Raw genomic sequence first — 18,436 nt, forward strand, 5'->3', positions numbered from 1 at the left:
GGGTCGGGGCCAACGGCTGACGCTCCGTCGGTCGGGGGCCGGCCGACGGTCGGACGGGCGAGTGGCCCCCCGCCTTCCCGGTGGGGGGCCACTCCGGTGCCGGTCGCGTCCGTCACGCCGCGACCGGCGTCTCGCGGGCCGGCGCCGTCGCGGGGGTGAGCGCCAGCTCCAGGACCTGGCGGACGTCGGAGACGGGGTGGACGTCGAGTCCCTCCAGCGCCTCCTCGGGGACGTCGTCGAGATCCGGCTCGTTCCGCTTGGGGATGATCACGGTCGTCACCCCGGCCCGGTGCGCCGCCAGCAGCTTCTGCTTGACGCCCCCGATGGGCAGCACGCGGCCGGTCAGCGAGACCTCACCCGTCATCGCCACCTCCGGCCGGACCTGGCGCCCGCTGAGCAGGGAGGCCAGCGCCGTGGTCATGGTGATGCCCGCGCTCGGTCCGTCCTTGGGCACGGCGCCCGCCGGGACGTGCAGATGGATGCCGCGCTCCTTCAGGTCGGCGACGGGCAGCTCCAGTTCGGCGCCGCGCGAGCGCAGATAGGAGAGCGCGATGTGCGCGGACTCCTTCATGACGTCCCCCAGCTGTCCGGTCAGGGTGAGCCCGGACGCGCCCGTCTCGGGGTCGGCGAGGGACGCCTCGACGAACAGCACGTCGCCACCGGTGCCGGTCACGGCCAGGCCGGTCGCCACACCGGGAACGGCCGTGCGCCGCTCGGCGGGGTCCTGGGCGGCCTCGGGGGTGTGCCGGGGCCGGCCGATCAGCTCGCGCAGCTCGTCCGTGCCGACGGTGTACGGCAGCTCCAGCTCGCCGAGCTGGTGCCGGGCCGCCACCTTGCGCAGCACCCGCTGCACGGCACGCTCCAGGCCGCGCACGCCCGCTTCGCGGGTGTACTCGGCGGCGAGCTTGCGCAGTGCCGCCTCGTCGAAGGCGACCTCGCCGCTCTCCAGCCCGGCGCGCTCCAGCTGACGGGGCAGCAGGTGGTCGCGGGCGATGGTGACCTTCTCGTGCTCGGTGTAGCCGTCCAGCTCGACGACCTCCATACGGTCGAGCAGCGGCTGCGGTACGGCCTCCAGGACGTTGGCCGTGGCCAGGAAGACCACGTCGGACAGGTCGAGTTCGACCTCCAGGTAGTGGTCCCGGAAGGTGTGGTTCTGCGCCGGGTCCAGCACCTCCAGCAGGGCGGCCGAGGGGTCGCCGCGGAAGTCGGCGCCGAGCTTGTCCACCTCGTCCAGCAGGACGACCGGGTTCATGGAGCCGGCCTCCTTGATGGCGCGGACGATCCGGCCGGGCAGGGCGCCGACGTAGGTGCGCCGGTGGCCGCGGATCTCCGCCTCGTCCCGGACGCCGCCGAGTGCGACGCGGACGAACTTCCGGCCCATCGCACGCGCGACCGACTCGCCGAGCGAGGTCTTGCCGACCCCGGGCGGCCCGGTCAGCGCCAGCACGGCCCCGCCGCCGGCCCGCCGCGAGCCCGCGTCCCCGGCGCCCGCGCCCGCCTCCGAGGCGGCGTCGCCGGCGTCAGCGGTGTCGGCAGCGTCGGAGGCACCCGCAGCCCCCCGGCCCCGCTCGGCCCGCCGCTTGCGCACGGCCAGGTACTCGGTGATGCGCTCCTTGACGTCCTGGAGCCCGGCGTGGTCGGCGTCCAGCACGGCCTGTGCGCCGGTGATGTCGTACGCGTCCTCGGTGCGGACGTTCCACGGCATCTCCAGGACGGTGTCCAGCCAGGTGCGGATCCAGCTGCCCTCGGGGCTCTGGTCGCTGGCGCGCTCCAGCTTGTCGACCTCCTTGAGCGCGGCCTTCTCGACGTCCTGGGGCAGTCCGGCCGCCTCGACGCGGGCGCGGTAGTCCTCGCTCTCGTCCTCCGGATCGCCGTTCAGTTCGGCCAGCTCCTTGCGGACGGCCTCCAGCTGGCGGCGGAGCAGGAACTCGCGCTGCTGCTTGTCCACGCCCTCCTGGACGTCCTTGGCGATGGACTCGGCGACGTCCTGCTCCGCGAGGTGCTCCCGCAGGGCCGAGGTGGCGGCCCGGAGGCGCTCGACCGGGTCCACCGTCTCCAGCAGCCGGAGCTTCTGCTCCACGCTCAGGAACGGCGAGTAGCCGGCGTTGTCCGCGAGCTGGCCGACGTCGTCGATCTGCTGCACCCGGTCCACGACCTGCCACGCGCCGCGCTTGCGCAGCCAGTCGGTGATGAGGGCCTTGTACTCCTTCATCAGTTCGGTGACATGCCCCGGCACGGGCTCCGGCGAGGACTCCTCGACCGGGGTGCCCTCGACCCACAGTGCGGCGCCCGGGCCGGTCGTGCCCGCTCCGATGCGGACCCGGCGCAGGCCGCGGATCAGCGCGCCGGGGTCGCCGTCCGCGAGCCGGCCGACCTGCTCGACACGGCCGAGCACGCCGACGCCCCGGTACTCGCCCTCCACCCGCGGGACCAGCAGCACCAGCGGCTTGTCGCCCTGCTTGCCGCCGGTACCGGCCGGGCCCTCGGCCGCCGCCGTGCCGTCGGCCGTGGCGGCGCGGGCGGCGTCGACGGCGGCCCGCACATCGGCGTCCGAGAGGTCCAGCGGCACCACCATTCCCGGCAGCACCACGCCGTCCTCGGCGTCGACGGGCAGCACGGGCAGGGCGAGCGGTGTGGACTCCGGGGTACCAGTGGACTCAGCAGCCATGATCTCTCCCTAGGCAGGCAAGTTGAGTAGTACCCACTCAATGCTTTTGAGGTCCTCGGTGTTCCCCTGGAGCGCGCCGATCCCGTTCGCTCTGAGCGATCAGCCCCGTACCCACCGGCCTCTTGCGCCCCGCGGCGGACCTGTGGACCCGCGCCCCTGGGAACACCCGCGGGACCGCAAACCTTCCGTCGACCTTCCACGGGCCTTCCGCGGACCCACCGCGGGCCTTCCGCGGGACGCAGGCTTCCGGAGGCGGGAGGCCGGTCGGGGTTGCCGCCCCGTGCGGTGGCGCTCGTACGCTGCCCCGCATGGTCACCCCCTCGCATGCCGCGCTCCCCCAGGCCCCCGGTACGCACGCGCCGGAGGACGGCCCCGTCACGCTGGACCGCCGCGACGGACCGCACGGCGAGGTCGTGCTGCGGCGGCGCGGCGCGGGCAGCGGCGGCGTCTTCGAGATCATCGCCAACGGCTGCTTCCTGATGGACAGTTCCGACGGCCGCTCCGAGCGGCTGCTGGTGCGTGCCGCGCTGGCCGAGCTGTCCGGCCGGACGGATCCCGCGGTGCTCATCGGCGGCCTGGGGGTCGGCTTCTCGCTGGACGAGGCGGCGGCCGAGCCGGCCTGGGGCCGGATCACCGTCGTCGAGCGGGAGGCCGCCATCGTCGACTGGCACCGCGAGGGGCCGCTGGACGAGCTGTCCGGCCGGGCCCTGCGGGACCCGCGCACGGCACTGGTGCACGCCGACCTCAAGGAGCACCTGCGCACGGCGCGGGACCGCTACGACGCGCTGTGCCTGGACATCGACAACGGGCCCGACTGGACGGTCACCCGGGACAACTCCTCGCTCTACTCCCCCGCCGGGCTCGCCGACTGCCGGGCGGCGTTGCGGCCGGGCGGCGTGCTGGCCGTCTGGTCGGCGCGCCCCTCGGGGGAATTCGAAACGTCCTTGCGGAATGCGGGGTTCTGCCGTGTTCGGACCGATGAGATCCCGGTCGCCCGAGGCGTCCCCGACGTGGTCCATCTCGCTGCCCGACCGGCGTAGCCGCGGCGCCCGGCAGGCCCTTACGCTGCTGTTCGAAGAGAGCCGGAGTAAGCCACAGGGCGGGGCCGCATGGACCAGAAGAACAGCACACAGCCAGCCGGGACGTCCGCGACGGCACCGACGACCAGCCCGGGCGCACAGCGGCGCATCCTGGTCGTGGAGGACGACCCGACCATCGTCGATGCCCTGGCCCGGCGGCTGCGCGCGGAGGGCTTCCAGGTGCAGACGGCCGGGGACGGTCCGGCGGCCGTGGAGACCGCCGAGGCGTGGCAGCCCGATCTGCTGGTCCTGGACGTCATGCTGCCCGGGTTCGACGGCCTGGAGGTCTGCCGCCGGGTGCAGGCGCAGCGTCCCGTCCCGGTGCTGATGCTGACGGCGCGGGACGACGAGACGGACATGCTGGTCGGCCTCGGAGTCGGTGCGGACGACTACATGACCAAGCCGTTCTCCATGCGTGAGGTCGCCGCCCGGGTGCATGTGCTGCTGCGCCGGGTCGAGCGGGCGACGCTGGCCGCGCACACGCCGCGCAGCGGGATACTCAGGCTCGGCGAGCTGGAGATCGACCACGCGCAGCGCCGGGTGCGGGTCACCGGGGCCGATGTGCACCTGACGCCCACGGAGTTCGATCTGCTGGTCTGCCTGGCGCACTCGCCCCGCGCCGTGCTCTCCCGCGAACAGCTGCTCGCCGAGGTCTGGGACTGGGCCGACGCCTCCGGCACCCGCACCGTCGACAGCCACATCAAGGCGCTGCGCCGCAAGATCGGGGCCGAGCGGATCCGCACCGTGCACGGCGTCGGCTACGCGCTGGAGACCCCGGCACCGTCCGGTACGCCGGGTGCGCCCGGTGCCGCCCCGCCGGTGACCGGTGCCGCCGCAGAGAGCTCCTGAGCACGGCGGAGAGGACGTCCCAGGTGCCCGGGTTGCCCGGTTCTGCGCAGGGCGGACGGTGGTGGACGGCGGTGCGGCGGTGGTGCGGCAGGACGTGGTCGCGCCTGTGGGAGGCCCTGCGCCCCCTGGATCCGTACCGCTCGGTGAAGGCGGCGCTCGGCGCGCTCGTGATCGTCTCGGTGGTCATCACGACGCTGCTGGCGCTGTTCGCGATGCGCTCGGCCACCGAGCTGCGCGTGATCACCATCATCTCGATCGTGGCCTCGCTGCTGATCACCCAGTTCGTCGCACAGTCGCTGACGGCTCCGCTGGACGAGATGACCCATGCGGCCAAGGCCATGGCGCACGGCGACTACTCGCGCCGGGTGCGGGGCGGACGGCGCGACGAGTTCGGTCAGCTGGCGGAGAACTTCAACCGCATGGCGGCCGATCTGGAGGCCGTCGACCGGCACCGCAAGGAGCTGGTGGCCAACGTCTCGCACGAGCTGCGGACGCCCATCGCGGGGCTGCGCGCGGTGCTGGAGAACGTCGTCGACGGGGTGTCGGACGCCGATCCGGAGACGATGCGCACCGCGCTGCACCAGACGGAGCGGCTCGGCCGGCTCGTCGACCATCTGCTGGACCTCTCGCGGCTGGACAACGGCGTGGTGCCGCTGCACTCGCGGCGGTTCGAGGTGTGGCCGTATCTGGCGGGGGTGCTCAAGGAGGCCAACATGAGCAAGGGCTCCGGGCACGCGCGTACGGATGTGCATCTGCATCTGGACGTCTCGCCGCCGGAGCTGACCGCGTACGCGGACCCCGAACGTCTGCACCAGGTGGTCGCCAACCTGATAGACAACGCGGTCAAGCACAGCCCGCAGCACGGCCGCGTCACCGTGCGGGCCCGCCCCGGGGACCCGGCCACCGGAGCCGGCGCCCTGGAGGTCGACGTGCTGGACGAGGGCCCCGGGATACCGGAGTCGGAGCGGCACCGGGTGTTCGAGCGGTTCAGCCGCACCCAGACCTCCGAGGTGGCCAGGGGCCCGGGCGGCAACACCGGCGGCACGGGGCTGGGGCTGGCCATCGCGCGCTGGGCGGTCGATCTGCACGGGGGCTGGATCCGGGTGGCCGAATCCCCCCGGGGGTGCCGGATCCAGGTCACTCTTCCGGGGGTCGGCGGGGCCGCGGGGTGACGTAGGGTCGAGGGGGCGCGGCAGCCCGTGGGCGCCGCCGGCGTCCGCGGCTGCGGGAGCTTCCACGGCCCCCAGCCGCCCCGCGGATCCGCCTGCTCCGCGCGTGGAGCGGGGAGCACGGAGCCGGGGCCGCGCGGCCCCGGAGGTCCGCCCTCGGACGGGTCGCGGACGCGCGGGAGCCGCACACGGTTGCAGCGCTCGCGCAAAACCGTGAGTGATTCCCGCCAAAACTTCGGCCGAAACCGCGTCCGCGATGTGACGTACGTGACCAAGGGGTAGCCCGGACTCCACCAATCGTCCGGAGAGGCGTAGCCTTTATTTCCGCTGTCCACCACCCAAGGAAGCGGAAGAGGGCGGTTGCCGCCGTGTCGTCACAGTCCCCCAACAGCTCATCGAGCACCTCGGTCGAACGCAAGGAGGGCCAGGGCAAAGACCCTGCCTCCACCTTCGGCGCCAACGAGTGGCTCGTCGACGAGATCTACCAGCAGTACCTCCAGGACCCCAACTCGGTAGACCGAGCCTGGTGGGACTTCTTCGCTGACTACCAGCCGGAGTCCTCGGACGGGGCCAAGGCACCGAACGGCGCGGCGACGCCACGGGATGCCGCGCCGGTGGCGAAGCCGCCGGCACCCGCGCAGCAGGCGCCCGCGAGCGCCCCCGCGCAGCCCGCGGCACCGGCGCAGCCCGCCGCACCCGCGCAGCAGGCCGCGCCCGCGCAGCCCGCTCAGCAGGGCGCGGCGCAGCCCCAGGCCGCCGCACAGCCCAAGGCGGCGCAGCCGAAGGCCGCCAAGGCCGACGCCGGGCAGGCCCAGGCCCAGGCCCAGACTGAAGGCCCCGAGTACGTGACCCTGCGCGGTCCCTCCGCCGCGGTCGCGAAGAACATGAACGCCTCGCTGGAGCTGCCGACGGCCACGTCCGTGCGCGCGGTGCCGGTGAAGCTGCTGTTCGACAACCGCATCGTCATCAACAACCACCTCAAGCGTGCCCGCGGCGGCAAGGTGTCCTTCACGCACCTGATCGGCTACGCCATGGTGCAGGCGCTGAAGGCGATGCCGGCCATGAACCACGCGTTCACGGAGAAGGACGGCAAGCCCACCCTCATCAAGCCGGACCACGTGAACCTCGGTCTGGCCATCGACCTGGTGAAGCCGAACGGCGAGCGTCAGCTGGTCGTCGCCGGCATCAAGAAGGCCGAGACGCTGACCTTCTTCGAGTTCTGGCAGGCGTACGAGGACATCGTCCGCCGCGCCCGGAACAACAAGCTGACGAGGGAGGACTTCTCCGGCGTCACCTGCTCGCTGACCAACCCCGGCGGCATCGGCACCGTCCACTCCGTGCCGCGTCTGATGCCCGGCCAGGGTCTGATCATGGGCGTCGGCGCCATGGAGTACCCGGCGGAGTTCCAGGGCACCTCGCAGGACACCCTCAACCGGCTCGGCGTCTCCAAGGTGATGACGCTGACGAGCACCTACGACCACCGCGTCATCCAGGGTGCCGCCTCCGGCGAGTTCCTGCGCAAGGTCTCCCAGCTGCTGCTGGGCGAGGACGACTTCTACGACGAGATCTTCAAGGCCCTGCGCATCCCGTACGAGCCCGTGCGCTGGATGCAGGACATCGACGCCTCGCACGACGACGACGTCACCAAGGCCGCCCGCGTCTTCGACCTGATCCACTCCTACCGGGTGCGCGGCCACATCATGGCCGACACCGACCCGCTGGAGTACAAGCAGCGCAAGCACCCCGACCTCGACATCACCGAGCACGGCCTCACCCTGTGGGACCTGGAGCGGGAGTTCGCGGTCGGCGGCTTCGCCGGCAAGTCGATGATGAAGCTGCGCGACATCCTGGGCGTGCTGCGCGACTCGTACTGCCGCACCACCGGCATCGAGTACATGCACATCCAGGACCCCAAGCAGCGCAAGTGGATCCAGGACCGCATCGAGCGCCCGCATGTGAAGCTGGAGCGCGAGGAGCAGCTGCGCATCCTGCGCCGGCTCAACGCGGCCGAGGCGTTCGAGACGTTCCTCCAGACCAAGTACGTGGGCCAGAAGCGCTTCTCGCTGGAGGGCGGCGAGTCCGTCATCCCGCTGCTGGACGGCATCATCGACGCCGCGGCCGAGTCCCGGCTGGACGAGTGCGTGGTCGGCATGGCCCACCGCGGCCGGCTGAACGTGCTGGCGAACATCGTCGGCAAGCCGTACGCGCAGATCTTCCGGGAGTTCGAGGGCAACCTCGACCCGAAGTCGATGCACGGCTCCGGCGATGTGAAGTACCACCTGGGCGCCGAGGGCACCTTCACGGGGCTGGACGGCGAGCAGATCAACGTCTCGCTGACGGCCAACCCCTCGCACCTGGAGGCCGTCGACCCGGTGCTGGAGGGCGTGGCCCGCGCCAAGCAGGACATCATCGGCAAGGGCGGCACGGACTTCACGGTGCTGCCGATCGCGCTGCACGGTGACGCGGCCTTCGCCGGCCAGGGTGTGGTCGCCGAGACGCTCAACATGTCGCAGCTGCGCGGCTACCGCACCGGCGGCACGATCCACATCGTCATCAACAACCAGGTCGGCTACACCGCGGCCCCCGAGTCGGCCCGCTCCTCGATGTACTCGACGGACGTGGCGCGGATGATCGAGGCCCCGATCCTGCACGTCAACGGCGACGACCCGGAGGCGGTCGTGCGGGCCGGGCGGCTGGCGTTCGAGTACCGCCAGGCGTTCAACAAGGACGTGGTCATCGACCTGATCTGCTACCGGCGCCGCGGCCACAACGAGACGGACAACCCCTCGTTCACCCAGCCGCTGATGTACCGCCTCATCGACAAGAAGCGCTCGGTGCGCAAGCTGTACACCGAGTCGCTGATCGGCCGGGGCGACATCACGCTGGAGGAGGCCGAGCAGGCGCTCCAGGACTTCCAGGGCCAGCTGGAGAAGGTCTTCACGGAGGTCCGGGACGCCACCACGGCACCGGCGGAGACCGAAGTGCCCGCGCCGCAGGCCGAGTTCCCGGTGCACGTGGACACCGGCGTCGGCCAGGAGGTCGTCAAGCGGATCGCCGAGTCGCAGGTGAACATCCCCGAGCGGATCACCGTCCACCCGCGTCTCCAGCCGCAGTTGCAGCGCCGCGCCCAGATGGTCGAGGACGACACGATCGACTGGGCGATGGGCGAGACGCTGGCCGTCGGCTCGCTGCTGATGGAGGGCACGCCGGTGCGGCTGTCCGGCCAGGACTCCCGCCGCGGCACCTTCGGCCAGCGGCACGCGGTCCTGCTGGACCAGGAGACCGGCGACGACTACACGCCGCTGCTGTACCTCTCGGAGGACCAGGCCCGCTACACCGTCTACGACTCGCTGCTGAGCGAGTACGCGGCGATGGGCTTCGAGTACGGCTACTCGCTGGCCCGTCCCGAGGCGCTGGTGATGTGGGAGGCGCAGTTCGGCGACTTCGCCAACGGCGCGCAGACGGTCATCGACGAGTTCATCTCCTCGGCCGAGCAGAAGTGGAACCAGACCTCCGGTGTCACCCTGCTCCTGCCGCACGGTTACGAGGGCCAGGGCCCGGACCACTCCTCGGCCCGGATCGAGCGGTTCCTCCAGCTGTGCGCGCAGAACAGCATGACCGTGGCGATGCCGTCGCTGCCGTCGAGCTACTTCCATCTGCTGCGCTGGCAGGTGCACAACCCGCACCACAAGCCGCTGGTCGTCTTCACGCCGAAGTCGATGCTGCGGATGAAGGCGGCGTCCTCGAAGGCGGAGGAGTTCACCTCCGGCGGCTTCCGCCCGGTCATCGGTGACTCCTCGGTCGACCCGGCGAACGTCCGCAAGGTCGTCTTCTGCTCCGGCAAGGTCTACTACGACCTCGACGCCGAGCGGACCAAGCGCGGGATCACCGACACCGCGATCATCCGGCTGGAGCGGCTGTACCCGCTGCCCGGCAAGGAGATCCAGGCCGAGATGGCGCGCTACAGCAACGCCGAGAAGTACGTGTGGGCCCAGGAGGAGCCGGCCAACCAGGGCGCGTGGCCGTTCATCGCGCTCAACCTGGTCGACCACCTGGACCTGATCATCGGCTCGGAGCCGGTGCCGAACGCGGACCGGCTGCGCCGCGTCTCCCGTCCGTCCTCGTCCTCGCCCGCCGTGGGCTCGGGCAAGCGGCACGCGGAGGAGCAGGCCCAGCTGATCCAGGAGGTCTTCGCGATCTGATCTCCGCTCCGGCGTGGCCGGACACACGGGAGGGCCCCGGTACCCGCGCGGTACCGGGGCCCTTCCGTCGGTGCGCCGTGTGGGGCGCCGCGCGGCCCGGTTCAGCCGAGGTACGGCTCGAAGTCCCAGTAGGGACGGGTGCGCCGGCGGGCTGCCAGGGTGTGGCTGTGCTGGGCGCCGAGGGAGCGGGTGAACCGCTCCAGGGCGTCCTCCTCGATGGCGGCGGCCTCCTCGCGGCGGCGCAGCGCACGCAGATCGGCGGCATTGGCGATCATCGCGGCCAGGGTGAGCGGATGGTCCTCGCCGAGCGAGACGCGGGCCCGGCGCGCGGTGTCGGCGCTCAGCTCGCAGGCGTCGTCCAGCGCCTCGCTCAGATTGCGCCCGCCGCTGGTGTTGAGGGCGCAGCCCAGGGTGGCCGGATGGTCGGGGCCGAGCAGCGCGGTGAGTCCGGCCAGCGCCTGCTCGAACATGTTGAGCGCGCCGCCCCTGTTGCCCTCGGCCTGGAGGACGAGGCCCGCGTTGGACTGCATTCCGGTGGGTAGCGGATGGGCCGGGCCGAGCAGCGCCCGGTAGCCGTCCTCGGCCTCGGTCAGCAGGGCGCGCGCCTCGTCGAGGGAGCCGTGTTCGCGCAGGAAGTTGCCGTAGTCGGTGAGCAGCGCGAGCGTCGAGTAGTGGCCGCGGCCGTGCACCTGCTCCTGCCGCTCCAGGAGGGTGGCCATGGCGGTGGCCAGGTCCTGGTGCGGTGCGCCGGCGCGGCGGCGGCACAGCAGAAGGCTGTGCTGGGCCATGAGCGTGTGCGGGTGCTGGGCGCCGAGCACCTGGACGTGCAGCCGCATGCCCAGCTCCTGGCGGGCCAGCGCCTCCTGGTAGCGGCCCATCAGCCGCAGGTCGCGGGCGCAGGCGTTGCCGGAGGAGAGGGTGCTGGGGTGCCGGACACCGAGCACCTGTTCGCGCTTGCGGAAGATCTCCAGGTCGGTGGTGTAGGCGTCCTCGTACCGGCCGAGGAGCCGCAGGCCGACGGCGAGGTTGTGCTGGGCCAGCAGGCTCGTCCACTCCTCGGCCCCGTACAGCCGGCCGCAGACCTCGACGACCTCCTCCTGGAGCTCCAGGGCCTCGTCGTACTGGCCGAGCATGCGCAGATCGGCGGCGAGGCAGCTGGTGGCCTCCATGAGGATCTCCTCGCCGGCGGCGGGGAGTTCACGCAGCCGCTCCAGCCGGGCGCCGTCCAGATGGCGTGCCTCGTGGAAGCGGCCGGCGAAGCGCAGCAGATTGCCCTGGAGGGTGGTGAGGGCCATGAGCGTGGGCGCGTCGGCCGCCATGAAGCTCTCCCACTCGGCGCGCAGGCTCTCGGCCAGCTCGGCGCCCTGGGTGTACTCGCCGCTGGCGTAGCAGTAGCGCAGACAGTTGAGCAGCATCTTGTGGACGCGGCGTTCCTGGCTGGCGGGGGCGGCGGAGGCCAGCAGGTGCGGGAGGATCTCGGCGTACCGGCCCCACTGGCGGCTGTCGTTGGGGGCACCGGGATCGGCCTCCACGAGGAGCCGGTGCACGATCTCGCGGTACTCGTCGCGGCGGTCGCGGGTGAGGTCGCCGATGACGCCGTGCACCACGTGGTGCATGTGGACGGAGTCCACGCTCTGGTCGTCGTCGACGGAGGGCCCGCGCCGGCCCTCGCCGCGGAGGGGAGGGCGCATCTCGCGGGTGAGCACCGAGTAGTTGACGAGGGAGTCCAGCGCGCGGGCCCAGGCGGCGCGGTCGGTGCTGAGCCAGCGCAGGTTCTCGGGCAGTTCGGCGGCGGGGATGCCGCGCGCCAGCCCGAGCGGGATCCGGCCGGGCGCGAACGCGGCGCACAGCGAGAGGAGTTCGACGGTGCGGGGTTCGGAGCCGCGCAGCTTGTTGAGCAGGATCGACCAGGAGGTGAGCGAGGAGTGCGGGTAGTCGTCCGGCATGGAGGCGGTCTCCATCCGGGTGAGCCCCACGCCGCGGACCATGCGCAGATATTCGGGCACGGCCATGCCCTCCTGGCCGAGCCAGGCGGTGGCCTGGGCCAGCTGGAGCGGCAGGTCCTGGAACTCGCCCGCGACCTGGTCGGCCTCCTCGGGGGTGATGTGCGGGGCGCCGCGCAGCAGATAGCTGGTGGACTCGATACGGCGGAACGCCTCGACGCCGGTGACCTCGGTGATCCGGTTCCAGGAGCGGTTGCGCGAGGTGATCAGCACATGGCCGGCGCCGCCCTGGGGCAGATAGGTGGCGGCCTCCTCGGGCTCGGCCCAGCCGTCGAAGATGATCAGCCAGCGCCCGCTGGGCTCGTTCCTGCGCAGCGCCCGGCGGACGGCGCGGACGCGCTCGCCGACCTCGTTGACGTGGATGTCCAGCTCCGGGGCGAGTGCGCCGAAGGCGTCGCGCTGGATGTTGCGCTGGTCGCAGTTGACCCACCACACGATGTCGTAGTCGGGCGCGAAGCGATGGGCGTATTCGATGGCGATCTGCGTCTTGCCGATACCGGCGAGCCCGGCCAGCGTGCACACGCCGTTGCCGGGCTCGGCGTCCATCAACTGCTGGTGCAGCTCCGTCAGGAGGGTGTCGCGGCCGGTGAAGCGGCGGTTGCGGCCGGGCACCACGCCCCATACGGCGGGCGGGTCGTTGGGGTAGCGGCTGCCGCCGGCGGCCAGCGAGCGGGTGCGGCGGTGCACGAGCCCGAGCCGGCGCAGCAGCCGGCGCTCGGCCTCCTCCTCGTCGACGCCGCTGACGTTGACCGGCTCCAGCACGGCCGTGGCGGGCAGCAGTTCGCGGCTGGTGAGGTTGACGGCGGCGAACCGGTCGGCGTTCTGGCGGACGTAGCCGCGCAGCACCTCGTTCCAGTCGGCCTCCAGGCGGGGCCCGAGCTGGAAGAAGACATCGCTGATGACGAGCACGACACGGCCTCTGGCCAGCTGGAGGTCGCGCAGCGCCTCCTCCAGGGGGCGCTCGCGGTCGGGGTCCCAGCGGTGCGGCGTGGTGCGGTGGCCGTGGCTCTCCAGGACCCGGGCGATCCAGTCGCCCCACGAGCGGTGGTGCCCGGGGAAGACGACGACGAAGTGTTCGCCCTCGGGAGCGGGTTTGGCCTCCTGGTGCGGTTCCCGCTGGCCGCCCAGCACCGTCTGGCCGGGGTCGGATTCCTGCCGGGCCGGGTCCCGCTGAGCTTCCATGCGCGTATCTCCCTCGTCCACCGGCCGCGTCTTTCCCGAGCGGCTTGCGCAGCAGATTACCGAAAGTGACCAACCTTGCACGTGCCGTCCGCGGGTGCGGCGGCGCCGGCCGCCGTCGCCGTAAGGCACCCGTGCATACCCTCTACGAACTCTCGCCCCTCGTCCGTCAGTTGGCCATAAGCGCGCAGGGTTCCCAGGGCTTCTCCGACCTGTGCGCAGTAGGTGTCGCACCGGGCGCGGGCCCGCTCACGGGCCGGCGTGCCGGGTGCCGCGTGCGCCGCGGTACGTGCCCACAGTCCGGCGAGCGCGAGATGCGCGTAGGTGCCCTGGAGGATCGCGGCGGGCGGCCGCGGATCGGTCCGCCAGCCGACCCGGTGGTACCGGCCGCCGTCCGCGCCCTGGAGCCGGACCAGTTCACCGAGCACGGCGAGCTTGCTGTGCTGGGTCTCGTGGACGAGGACCTCGGCGAACTCCTCGGCGTCGGCCGGCAGCGTGGTGAACACGGCCCAGGGCGCCGACCAGCAGGTGACGCTCACCCGGGCACCGGGAGAAGCCGGGGCAGCCGGGGCGGCCGCGGCGGCCGGTGCGAGGGGCACGACCGGGACGACGCAGCGGACAAGGGCCGCGATCTCCCGCGCCCGCTCGGGGTCGACGGCGCGCAGCAACTCCAGTGCGCCGGACCACAGTTCACGCCACCCGGCGGCCTCCTTCGCGCCGAGCGGTCCCGCCGGTGCGAGCCCGGCGAGTGCGCCGCAGCCCGCCAGGTGCGCGTCCGCGTCCGCCAGCACGGCGCCGGAGCCCGGCAGCCGCAGCGCCTCCGGCGTGCCGGGGGGCGCGTACAGGGGCAGCCGCGCCGCCGAGGCGACCCGCGCGGCCAGGGAGCCGAAACCGGACAGCCGGCGGGTGAACTCCGCCGCGCCCCGCGCGGCGAGCGCCGAGGCCAGCCACGCGCCGGCGGCCGGATGCCCGAGCGCGTCCCGGACGGCCGCGGCGTCCCGTGCCTCGGCGCGCTCCAGCAGTGCCCAGTCGCCGTGCACCCGCGCCAGCGCCGCCGCCGGCGCCTCCCGCTCGGCGCGCGTGAGGAGGCTCTTGAGGAGCAGCAGCCGCAGGCTGTGCAGCCCGTCGCGCAGCAGCGCGGCATCGCCCTGCAACGGACGGGTGCCGCCCCAGGCGCGCAGCCGTTCCCGGGAGACGGCGAACGGCGGCAGGGACGACGAGGGCGAGGGGGGTGGTGGCATCATCAAGCGCCGTTCTACGCGCGGAAATTGGCCGGATCACTGCGCTCGGGACGGTCGTACCACGGAAGCGAGGGCAGTGCGGCGCTGTGCCGGCTGTCGGGGCCCTCCGTGCCGTCGCCGCCCTGGCCGCCCTCGTTGGCGGCCCAGAACAGGCGCAGCCGGGCGGGATGTTCGAGGGTCCAGGTGACGGCCGCGGCCACGCGGGCGTCGTCGGACGTGCGCAGCGCACACAGACCCATCCCGCTGAGGTCGGGCAGTGGCGTCGCCCCCTCCTCCTGCCCCGGGCTTCGGGGCGTGCCACCGATCCGCTTCGGCACGCTGTTCTCCTCCCTGACCCCCGCCCACGGGCGTCTACCCCGGATGGGTTCTCTTTCCCGCGACCCGTTGACAAAAACCGGACGGGCGGCCGGAGCCGCCGCATTCGGCCGTGCGGAACCCCGGGCACCGCCGGGCCGCCCGCCTCCCCACCGCGCCCGGGACGTACCCCACCGCGGGCCGTCGGCCTCAGTCGGCGCCGCCCCGCGCCAGTTCCTCGATCCGCTCCCTGGTACGCCGCACCTCCTCCCACGGCACGTCCACGAGCCGTTCGCCGACCCGCCGCCATGCCTCGGCCGCCTCGCGGTAGGCGGCCAGCGCACGCTCGCGGCGGCCCCGGCCCCGATGTTCCTCGCCCAGCGCGTGCCAGGCGCGCGCCGCCGTCGGGTCCGCCTCACCGCCGGCCTCCCCGGCCTCGTGCAGCGCCGTCGTCAACTCGCGCTCCGCCATGCCCCGCTGGGTGCTCTCCGGCGGGAACAGCGCCCGGGCCCGGCCGAGGTCGAGCCAGACCTCGGCACGGCGCGCCGGGCCGGGCTCCTGACGGGCCGCGCTCTCCAGCAGATGGCAGCCCTCGTACAGATCGGGGAGGAAGCCCTCGGTGCGGTAGCGCGCCAGCAGGGCGTCCCCCAGCAGCCGGGAGGCGCGCGTGACGGACGGGCCGCCGGTGGGCGCGCTCGTCAGCGCCTCGCGCAGCAGGTTCTCCGCCTCGCCCCGCCGGCCGGTCACGCCCAGCAGCATCTCCCCCCATTCGACGAGGAGTTCGCCCCGCTCGGCGCTGTAGGCGGGGGCCGACCGGACCGCGGCGGCGTACGCCTCGGCCGCCTCCTCCCACGAGCCGGCCTCGCGCAGCACCCCGGCCCGCGCCCAGGTGCAGCGCAGCCGCAGTCCGGCGCGCTCGTCGGCGGGGCCGTCCGACGGTGCGGCGGCTGCCGCGTCGTCCAGGACACGCAGCCGCTCGGCGGCCGGTGCGCCGGTCAGCCGCAGCGCGTCGGCCAGATCGAGGAGGGTGGCGCAGCGCTGCGCACCGGGGCCGGGCGCGGCCGGCGCGAAGGGCTCGTCGATGGCGCCGGTACCGGGGCCGCCGAGGGGGCCGGGGCGGTCGGGGGCGGCGCTGCCGTCGGGGGTGTCGGGGCGGACGGGGGTCGCTGAGGTGTCGGCGGGTTGCGGCGCCCAGGCGGCGCGTTCTGGCGGCATGTCGCTCGCTTCGCGGAGTTCACGGACGGCTTCCGGGGCCGCCCGGCGGCGGTGTTCGGGTGCGGCACGGGCCAGCGCGAGCAGCACCCGGCCGAGTCGGAGTCTACGGACCTGCTCCAGGTGCGGCGGGAGGTTCCGGCCTGCCCCGAGTGGCCGTGCCCCGGCGCCCTGTCCGGCCTCCCCACCGTCACCGTCTCCCCCGTCTGCACGATCTCCCCCGTCTCCCCCGGCCGACCGGTCCTCCCGGCCTCCCGCGCCTGCCCTCCGCTCTCCGACTCCCGCTGCTGCCGGGGGCGTTCGGGTTTCCTCGGGCTCGCCGGTCCCCTCGTCCGAGCCGAGGGCGCGCAGGGTGCGTTCGGCGGCCAGCAAGGGGGCGGGGCTGTCCGTCGTCCGCCACAGCTCGTACTCCACGGCGGCGCGCTCCAGCAGGGCGTGCGGGTCGGGGCCGGTCAGCAGGGCGGCGGCCTCGCGCAGCAGCGCGGCGGCGCCGGCGGAGGCGGCGGCCGGATCCGCGCCCCGGTGGGCGCCGGGCACCCGGGCCAGGGCGCGCAGGATGCGGGCCAGTGTGCGGCGGGGGCGGGCGCCGGCGTCCGCGGCGCACGCCGTCTCGGCCGCGGCGCGCGCCCGGTGCAGGAGCTGGACGTCGCGCTCGGCCTCCCACTGGTGCAGCAGCCGCTCGGCCTCCTCGGCGTGGTCGGCGGCCTCGGCGTCGGGGAGGTAGAACCGGACGACCTCGGCCGGCACCTGGGCGAACAGCTCGTCGTCCGCGGCCTGTCCGGCTCCCGGGCCGTCCGCCTCGCCGAACGCGCCGTCGGGGGCGACCGGTCCGCTGCCCCGTCCCGTCAGCCGGGCGACGGCGACGGCCGCGAAGTTGCGGGTGCCCCGGCCGAAGTGCCGGGAGACATGCGCTGACAGATGCTTCAGGACGAGGACGGCCGCGCTCCGGTCCAGCGACTGGAGCAGCAGCTCACGCACCCCGGGCACGAAGGCGTACCGGGGGCCGTCCTCGTCCGGGTCGGCGTAGCGCTCCAGCAGCCCGGACAGCAGCACCTCGGCCAGCTCCATGGGGCCGGTGTCGGGCAGCATCGCCTCCTGGACGAGGTGCATGACGGGCGGCACCAGCGGCACGACGGCCAGATGCCGTGCCAGATCGCGGGCCCCGGGGGAGGCTCCGGCGTGGAAGGCGCGCAGCAGGGCGTGCGGGCCGCTCGCGCCGGGGGCGCCGGGCGCGGGCGGCGGGACGGCGGGGTGCAGGGGCCGCACCCAGGCGGCCGGGCCGGGCACCCCGCCGGGCACACCGCCGCCCGCCCCGCCGGACAGCAGCCGCGCCCAGTTGCCGAGGGCCTGCGGGGTGGGCAGCAGCACCGGGACGGGCAGGGCGTCCGGCTCGGCGGGCGGGCCGAAGCCCTCGGGGACGAAGCCGAACCGGCCGCTGCCCTCGCGCAGCAGCGTGCCGGGTTCGGCGGGCAGCGCGGTGCGCGGCCACAGCCGGGGCGGCAGCGGCTGTACGACGGCCACCGGGGTGCGGCGCGCCCAGCGGTGCAGCATCCGCTGGGCGCCGCCGTCCTGCCACAGGGGGCCGACGCAGTCGCTGAGCACGAGGGTCAACCGGCGTCCGGTGGGGTCGAGATGGCGGTCGGCGGGGCGTGCGCTTCCGGCGGCGCCGGGACCCGTGCGGCCGGCCAGGAGCGGGGTGCCGTCGGCGGCGCGGCTGAGGTGGCGCAGCCGGACGTCGCGGAAGACGCCGAGCTGTTCGCAGGCCAGGCGCAGCTGTTCGGCGGTGGGCTGCCAGACGGCCGCGGTGGGCGAGGCGTCCACCAGGATCTGGAGTTCGCCCCGCCGGCGGGTGACCCGGGCGAAGACGGGGTGGACGACGGCGGCGCGGGCGCTCAGCTCCGCCGTGGCCTCCTCGTCCAGCTCTCCCGCCGCGGGCGGCAGCGGCGGCCGGTAGCGCTGGAGCGGCCGCAACGCACGGTGCAGCAGCGCGAGTCCGGGCAGCGCCCGGGCGGCGGGGGCGCGCACCGGGATGCCGGTGCGCGGGGCGCCGCCGCTCCGGCGGGCCGGGTACAGCTCGACCGACGGTGCGCGGGACGGCTCGGTGGACGCGGGCGGCACCGGCGCCGCGCCGTCCCCGCCATCCCCGCCGTTTTCGCTGTTTCCGCCGTCCCTGCCGTCCCCGCCGTCCCCGTCGTCCCGGCCGGTGGCGTCGGCCGGTTCCGGTCGGGGGTCCGGGCCGGGGGCGCCGTCCGCGGGACGGCCGGCCGCCGGGCCGGTCGCCGTCTCCGGGTGGGCGGCGAGGGAGCCGTCCCCCGGCGCTTCCGCGTCTGCTGCCGCTTCCGGCGGGGCCGCCGGTGCCGTCCAGCGGGCGAGCCACAGCGCCTCGGCGACCTCCTCGGAGGTGGGCTCCGGCCCGGCGGAGCGCAGCCGGGCGACCAGTTCCGCGACGAGCGCGATCGGCCGGTCCGCCGCCCGTCCGGTCGGGGACGGCGGCGGGACGCCCGGCGGGCGCTGCGGCGGCTCAGGCGGCGGGCTCACGG

At 74.1% G+C, this 18,436-nt stretch carries 9 protein-coding genes; 4 read left to right on the forward strand and 5 right to left on the reverse strand.

Translation table 11 applies throughout. From position 1 onward, the window contains the following. Positions 1 to 112 precede the first annotated feature (112 nt). Positions 113 to 2,668 carry an endopeptidase La gene (gene lon / locus SCA03_RS15120; protein WP_086814680.1) on the reverse strand — a complete coding sequence of 852 codons (2,556 nt, stop codon included), beginning with the start codon at positions 2,666 to 2,668 and terminating at the stop codon, positions 113 to 115. 308 nt (positions 2,669 to 2,976) lie between these two features. On the opposite strand from lon, the gene SCA03_RS15125 reads away from it, so the two are divergent. The 4 genes from SCA03_RS15125 to SCA03_RS15140 all read left to right on the forward strand — a co-directional run bounded on the left by SCA03_RS15125 (position 2,977) and on the right by SCA03_RS15140 (position 9,967). Then, positions 2,977 to 3,708 (forward strand): spermidine synthase family protein, encoded by a 732-nt coding sequence (locus tag SCA03_RS15125; protein WP_086814681.1) that lies wholly within the window; start codon positions 2,977 to 2,979, stop codon positions 3,706 to 3,708. Between the two features lie 69 nt (positions 3,709 to 3,777). Then, positions 3,778 to 4,596: a response regulator transcription factor gene (locus SCA03_RS15130; RefSeq protein WP_030876177.1), complete on the forward strand. Its 819-nt coding sequence runs from the start codon at positions 3,778 to 3,780 to the stop codon at positions 4,594 to 4,596. Between the two features lie 71 nt (positions 4,597 to 4,667). Continuing rightward, positions 4,668 to 5,768, forward strand: a complete 1,101-nt coding sequence (locus SCA03_RS15135) for a HAMP domain-containing sensor histidine kinase (protein ID WP_037851234.1) — start codon at positions 4,668 to 4,670, stop codon at positions 5,766 to 5,768. Between the two features lie 365 nt (positions 5,769 to 6,133). Then, positions 6,134 to 9,967 (forward strand): multifunctional oxoglutarate decarboxylase/oxoglutarate dehydrogenase thiamine pyrophosphate-binding subunit/dihydrolipoyllysine-residue succinyltransferase subunit, encoded by a 3,834-nt coding sequence (locus SCA03_RS15140; protein WP_158102252.1) that lies wholly within the window; start codon positions 6,134 to 6,136, stop codon positions 9,965 to 9,967. A gap of 101 nt (positions 9,968 to 10,068) precedes the next feature. Here SCA03_RS15140 and fxsT read toward each other — a convergent pair whose 3' ends face one another. From fxsT to SCA03_RS15160, 4 genes are all read right to left on the reverse strand, one after another. Then, positions 10,069 to 13,152 (reverse strand): FxSxx-COOH system tetratricopeptide repeat protein, encoded by a 3,084-nt coding sequence (fxsT, locus tag SCA03_RS15145; RefSeq protein WP_086814683.1) that lies wholly within the window; start codon positions 13,150 to 13,152, stop codon positions 10,069 to 10,071. A 56-nt stretch (positions 13,153 to 13,208) separates the two neighbouring features. Next, positions 13,209 to 14,393 carry an aKG-HExxH-type peptide beta-hydroxylase gene (locus tag SCA03_RS15150; protein ID WP_086814684.1) on the reverse strand — a complete coding sequence of 395 codons (1,185 nt, stop codon included), beginning with the start codon at positions 14,391 to 14,393 and terminating at the stop codon, positions 13,209 to 13,211. A gap of 11 nt (positions 14,394 to 14,404) precedes the next feature. After that, a complete protein-coding gene (locus tag SCA03_RS15155; RefSeq protein WP_141275443.1) occupies positions 14,405 to 14,707 on the reverse strand; it encodes a hypothetical protein in 303 nt (100 codons plus the stop codon). A 187-nt stretch (positions 14,708 to 14,894) separates the two neighbouring features. Next, a complete protein-coding gene (locus tag SCA03_RS15160; RefSeq protein WP_141275444.1) occupies positions 14,895 to 18,434 on the reverse strand; it encodes an SAV_2336 N-terminal domain-related protein in 3,540 nt (1,179 codons plus the stop codon). Between the last annotated feature and the right edge of the window lie 2 nt (positions 18,435 to 18,436).

This window comes from Streptomyces cacaoi (genome assembly GCF_006539165.1).
In the GTDB taxonomy this organism is placed as follows: Bacteria; Actinomycetota; Actinomycetes; order Streptomycetales; family Streptomycetaceae; genus Streptomyces; species Streptomyces cacaoi.

Bases quoted from the DNA above. Each gene is read 5' to 3' on its own strand.
- lon (WP_086814680.1), bottom strand. From the start codon at position 2,668: ATGGCTGCTGAGTCCACTGGTACCCCGGAGTCCACACCGCTCGCCCTG.
- SCA03_RS15125 (WP_086814681.1), top strand. From the start codon at position 2,977: ATGGTCACCCCCTCGCATGCCGCGCTCCCCCAGGCCCCCGGTACGCAC.
- SCA03_RS15130 (WP_030876177.1), top strand. From the start codon at position 3,778: ATGGACCAGAAGAACAGCACACAGCCAGCCGGGACGTCCGCGACGGCA.
- fxsT (WP_086814683.1), bottom strand. From the start codon at position 13,152: ATGGAAGCTCAGCGGGACCCGGCCCGGCAGGAATCCGACCCCGGCCAG.
- SCA03_RS15150 (WP_086814684.1), bottom strand. From the start codon at position 14,393: ATGATGCCACCACCCCCCTCGCCCTCGTCGTCCCTGCCGCCGTTCGCC.